Below are 4,757 nucleotides of genomic sequence, written 5' to 3'. Positions count from 1 at the left end.
CCGTTGATGGAGCCCGGTACGGAGGGCATGCCGTTGGCATCCGTCGGCGTCGTCTTGATCATGGTGTAGCTCATCTCCGGCACCTGGCTTACCTCCCAGCCGAACGCCGAACTGTAGAACTCCCGTGCGCGGCCCTCGTCTTCTGCGGGGATTTCGAAATGAACCACTCCACCAGCCATCACACTCTCCTAAGAACAAGGATTCGGTGCCAAGAAGCGGGCGCGGACACACCACGCCACTAGCCGGATTTTAGCCCCGGCAGCGCGGGAGGTTAAGGGCCGTACGGCCCCTGCACCGTTGCCGCGGATGACGCTGCTGTCAGCGGGCCGTGGGAACATGTTCGAATGAGCCTCGCAGACGCCCCCGCAGGCATTGCCGCCGCGGCGGACGCCTCATTGCGGTGGCACCCGGGCGGCCCGTTCGACTTGATGCAAACCATCGGCACGCTGCTGCGCGGCCACGGCGACCCGTCCATCCGCACCGCCCCGGACGGGATCTGGTTCGCGTTCACGACGCCCCGCGGTCCGGCCACGCTGCGCCTGGCAACGGCCGGGACGCGGGCTGACCCTGCCGTGGACGCGCAGGCCTGGGGTCCCGGAGCGGGGGACGCCGTCGATTCCGTCCCGCGCATGCTCGGGAGCGACGACGACTGGTCCGGCTTCGACGAGCCCGCATTCCACRCCACCCTCCCGCGCATGGTGGTTGAAGCCCGACGCCGGAACCTCGCGATCCGGCTGCCTGCAACCGGCAGGATGATCGATTCACTCGTGCCGACCATCCTGGAGCAGAAGGTCACCGTTATCGAGGCCCGCCGCGGATACCGCTACCTGATGTACCGCTTCGGGACGGCGGCGCCGGGCGCCGGCACCGTCGCGCCCGCCAATCTGCTGGTCCAGCCGACGGCCGCGCAGTGGCTGCACATCCCGTCCTGGGAATGGCACAAGGCCGGCGTGGGCCCGCAGCGGTCGGGAACCGTCATGCGGGCGCTGCGTTCGGCCGCCGCGCTGGAACGGCTCGCCGCCCTCCCCGCCGCGGAGGCGGCGGCCAAGCTGCAGACCCTGCCCGGAATCGGGGTCTGGACGGCGGCGGAGGTGGTGCAGCGCACGCACGGCTGCCCGGATTCGATCTCGGTCGGCGACTACCACCTTGCGGCCTACGTGGGCGCCGCCCTGACCRGCCGCCGGACAGACGACGCCGGCATGCTCAGGCTGCTGGCTCCATGGGCGGGGCACCGGCAGCGGGTGGTCCGGATGATCGGGCTCAGCGGCTTCCGGAAACCGACATTTGGCCCGCGCATGACCATCCAGGACCACCGCGACCACTGACCTCAGGAGCAACGCGTTGCTGTCAGCCGCCGGTCTGGAGGCCCAGCCGGGCCGCGGCCTCCTGGCGCATGTCAACCTTGCGGATCTTGCCGGAGACGGTCATCGGGAAGCTCTCCCGGACATCCACGTAGCGCGGGATCTTGTAATGTGCCAGCTTGCCGCGGCAGAACTCGGCCAGGCTGGCGGCGTCCATCGGCGCGGCCCCCGGCTTCAAAATGACGCAGGCCATCAGTTCCTCGCCGTACTTCGTGTCCGGGACACCGATCACCTGCACGTCCTGGATGTCCGGGTGGGTGTAGAGGAATTCCTCGATTTCGCGCGGATAGACGTTCTCGCCGCCGCGGATCACCATGTCCTTGATCCGGCCCTCGATCACGATGTACCCGTCCGCGTCCATCCGGGCGAGGTCCCCGGTGTGCATCCAGGCGTCGGCGTCGATCGCCTCGGCGGTCTTGTCAGGCTGGTTCCAGTACCCGCGCATCACCGCGTAGCCGCGCGTGCAGAGTTCCCCGATCCCGCCGCGCTCCAGCACCTCTCCCGTGACCGGGTCCACGATCCGGCTCTCCAGGTTCGGCATGGTCCGGCCCACGGTCTCGGTGCGCTGGGCCATGGTGTCCACGCTCCGGGTCATCGTGGACACCGGCGAGGTCTCCGTCATGCCGTAGCAAATGGCGACGTCTTTCATGTTCATTTCCGTGATGACCCGGTTCATCACCTCGATGGGACACAGCGAGCCGGCCATGACGCCCGTGCGCAGTGTGGAGAGGTCGTAGGAGGCGAAGTCCGGCAAGGCGAGCTCGGCGATGAACATGGTCGGCACGCCGTACAGCGAGGTTCCGCCGAAGTCCTGCACAGCTTCCAGCGCCCCGGCCGGCGAGAACGACCGGCCGGGGATGATGGTGGCGGCCCCGTGGCTGAGCGCCGCGAGGTTCCCGATCACCATGCCGAAGCAGTGATAGAAGGGCACCGGGATCACCACGCGGTCGTGTTCCGTGTAGCCCAGCTGCTCGCCGATCGAAAAGCCGTTGTTAAGGATATTGTGGTGCGTCAGCGTGGCGCCCTTCGGGAACCCCGTGGTGCCGGAGGTGTACTGCAGATTGACGGGATCCTGCGCATCCAGTACCGCCATGCGCGCTTTCAGCTCGGAGTGTCCGACGTCGTCGGCCCGCTTGAGCAGCTCGGCATAGGTGCGCTCCGCCTCAGTGCCGGGTTCGCCGGCGGTCAGCCCGTCCAGGCCGGCGTCCGGGAGGAAGACCAGCTCGCGCAGGCCCGGGCACGCCGCCAGGGCCTGCCGCGCCATCGCTGTGTAGTCGCTGTTCCGGTCCGCCGGCGCGCTGACCAGCATGCGCATGCCGTTCTGGGTGACCACAAACTCGAGCTCATGGCTGCGGTAGGCGGGGTTGACGTTGACCAGGATCGCCCCGACCTTCGCGGTGGCGTACTGCAGGATGGTCCACTCGGCGCAGTTGGGGCTCCAGATGCCGATCCGCTCGCCCTTCGCGACGCCCAGGGCGAGGAGCGCACGTGCCAGCCGGTCGACGTCGTCGTTCAACTTGGTGTAACTCCACCGCCGGGCCTCTTCGCCGGGTACCGCGGCCGCCTCGATCAGGGCATCGTGGTACGGGAACCGCGCCGCGATCCGTTCGAAGTTCGCACCAATGGTTTCCTCGAGCAGCGGGACGTCAGTGTCCCCGGCTGTGTAAGCAAGCATGGTGTGACGCTACCAACAGTGCGGAGGCAAAAGAAGAGCAAAGCTTGGAAGTCCTATGAAATCTTGGGTCATGTTCCGGCGCCTGCCCGGCAGCCCGGTAGGGTGATTGCCATGAGTGCACCCGTTGACCTTCAGGCCATTTTCATCCCCAACGACGGCGAATTCTTCCGCGTGAAGCTCGCCCTGGACATCGCGATCGACGAGGTGGTCAACGAGCCCGGCTGCATCCGCTACGAGCTCACCGAGGCCAGCGAGGACAAGCTCGTCCTGACCGAACGGTGGGCCAGCCAGGCGGACCTGGACAAGCACTCCAAGGGCACGGCCGTCCAGGACCTCAACGAATCCCTCAGCGCGCTGCTGGCCGAGCCGGTCAAGCTCGAAAGGCTCTAACCCACGCTTCCAACCACAACGCGGGGCCACTCCGCGCCCATCCCTGAGGGATTTATGGGCGCGGAGTGACCCCGCGTTGGTTAAGCCTGGGATTAAGCCGTGGAGGTTCAGGCCTCCGGGATCTGGGTGCCGTCCTGTTTGGCCGCAGCCGCGGCGGCCTCGGCCTGGGACCGGGCCACGTGGGCGTGGACTTCTTCCATGTCCAGGGCCTTGACGGCGTCGACCACCTGCTCGAGCTGCTGCGCGTTCAGTGCGCCAGGCTGCGAGAACACCAGGACCTTTTCGCGGAAGGCCATCAGCGTGGGAATCGACGTGATGCCGGCCTCGGCGGCGAGCTGCTGCTCGGCTTCGGTGTCGACCTTGGAGAAGACGACATCCGGGTGCTTCTCTGAGATCGCCGAGTACGTGGGGCCGAACTGCTTGCACGGGCCGCACCATTCGGCCCAGAAATCGACGAGGACAATGTCGTTATCCTCGACTGTCGATGCGAACTGTTCACCTGTGATGTCTACGGTAGCCATGAGTCAACGGTACGGGAGCGGGCGCGGATTGTCCCCGGCATTTCGCTGTTGGCACATCCGGGCGGGGCTGTAGGCAGGTCACGCCCAGGCGTGCGGGGCCGGACGCCTGGCGCCGGGCAGGGCGTTGGTTTCGCGCCATTCGTGGATCCACCCGGGCAGCTCCAGATCCGCCGGCGGGGCGCCGAACTCGCGGATGATCTCCTCCTGGCTGACGGGCTTGCCCTTGCTCAGAAGCCGGGTGGCGATATAGGCCCGCGCGTACACTTCGCCGTCCACCACCATCCGCTGCTCGAAGTAGATGGCTTTCGAGTCCAGGCCGATGATCCGGGATTCGATCGTGTACTGCTGCCAGAGCTGCAGCGAACGGCGGAACGCGATGGTCTCCCCCGCCGCGACCGGGGTCCAGCCCCGGCGGCGCATCTTCTTCCAGGTGCCGCTGCGGGCCATGAGATCGAAGCGCCCGAGGTCCATGAGTGAGAAGTACATGCCGTTGTTGACGTGGAGGGCGATGTCGATGTCCGTGGGCAGGACCCGCAACGGCAGCGAGGAGTTGTCCCAGATGCTCAGCGGTGAGCGGCGTGAGGACGTGAACAGCAGCAGGAGAGTCCGGAACAGGAGATGCATGAGTCATATGTTACCCGCGGGTAACAAGTGTGCCAAGGGGTGGGTGCCGGAACCTAGCTGGCTATAGGTCGTGTCAAGTGCATGCTCCGGGCATGACAGTGCGCGCCGCATGTTTGGCCGGGCGTTCTGACGTGTCTGTGGGGTGGCGGTTTGGTTGGCTGGCCCGGCGTGATTCCAAGGGCGCCC

Annotated in this window: 6 protein-coding genes; 2 read left to right on the top strand and 4 right to left on the bottom strand. The window is 66.9% G+C overall.

Features of this window, described 5'->3' with window-relative positions; all coding sequences use genetic code 11:
- Positions 1-179, bottom strand: a 179-nt coding sequence (locus tag AC1D1S_RS19345; RefSeq protein WP_476995231.1) for a VOC family protein, incomplete at its 3' end; no start/stop codon positions are given.
- Between the two features lie 165 nt (positions 180-344).
- Here AC1D1S_RS19345 and AC1D1S_RS19340 point away from each other — a divergent pair.
- The gene (locus AC1D1S_RS19340; protein ID WP_476995230.1) at positions 345-1,325 is read left to right on the top strand and encodes a DNA-3-methyladenine glycosylase family protein; all 981 of its coding nucleotides are present in this window, start codon (positions 345-347) and stop codon (positions 1,323-1,325) included.
- 22 nt (positions 1,326-1,347) lie between these two features.
- Here AC1D1S_RS19340 and AC1D1S_RS19335 read toward each other — a convergent pair whose 3' ends face one another.
- Positions 1,348-3,036: an AMP-binding protein gene (locus tag AC1D1S_RS19335; RefSeq protein WP_243181141.1), complete on the bottom strand. Its 1,689-nt coding sequence runs from the start codon at positions 3,034-3,036 to the stop codon at positions 1,348-1,350.
- Positions 3,037-3,147: 111 nt separating this feature from the next.
- On the opposite strand from AC1D1S_RS19335, the gene AC1D1S_RS19330 reads away from it, so the two are divergent.
- Positions 3,148-3,426, top strand: coding sequence for a putative quinol monooxygenase (locus AC1D1S_RS19330; RefSeq protein ID WP_243181142.1), 279 nt, complete (start codon positions 3,148-3,150; stop codon positions 3,424-3,426).
- Between the two features lie 107 nt (positions 3,427-3,533).
- Here the strand turns inward: AC1D1S_RS19330 and trxA are convergent, their stop codons facing one another.
- Entirely contained in the window at positions 3,534-3,947 is a 414-nt protein-coding gene (trxA, locus tag AC1D1S_RS19325; RefSeq protein WP_018773584.1) for a thioredoxin, read from the bottom strand.
- A gap of 78 nt (positions 3,948-4,025) precedes the next feature.
- On the bottom strand, positions 4,026-4,571 hold the full coding sequence (locus tag AC1D1S_RS19320) for an acyl-CoA thioesterase (RefSeq protein ID WP_028276979.1): 546 nt from the start codon (positions 4,569-4,571) through the stop codon (positions 4,026-4,028).
- Positions 4,572-4,757: the final 186 nt, after the last annotated feature.

The sequence above is a fragment of the Arthrobacter sp. P1_A5 genome (genome assembly GCF_056406825.1).
The sequence above is the reverse complement of the archived record's forward strand: the minus strand, read 5'-3'. Positions and strand labels throughout refer to the sequence as shown.

Excerpts from the sequence above, each read along its gene's own strand:
- trxA (WP_018773584.1), bottom strand. The coding sequence starts at position 3,947 with ATGGCTACCGTAGACATCACAGGTGAACAGTTCGCATCGACAGTCGAG.
- AC1D1S_RS19320 (WP_028276979.1), bottom strand. The coding sequence starts at position 4,571 with ATGCATCTCCTGTTCCGGACTCTCCTGCTGCTGTTCACGTCCTCACGC.
- AC1D1S_RS19330 (WP_243181142.1), top strand. The coding sequence starts at position 3,148 with ATGAGTGCACCCGTTGACCTTCAGGCCATTTTCATCCCCAACGACGGC.
- AC1D1S_RS19335 (WP_243181141.1), bottom strand. The coding sequence starts at position 3,036 with ATGCTTGCTTACACAGCCGGGGACACTGACGTCCCGCTGCTCGAGGAA.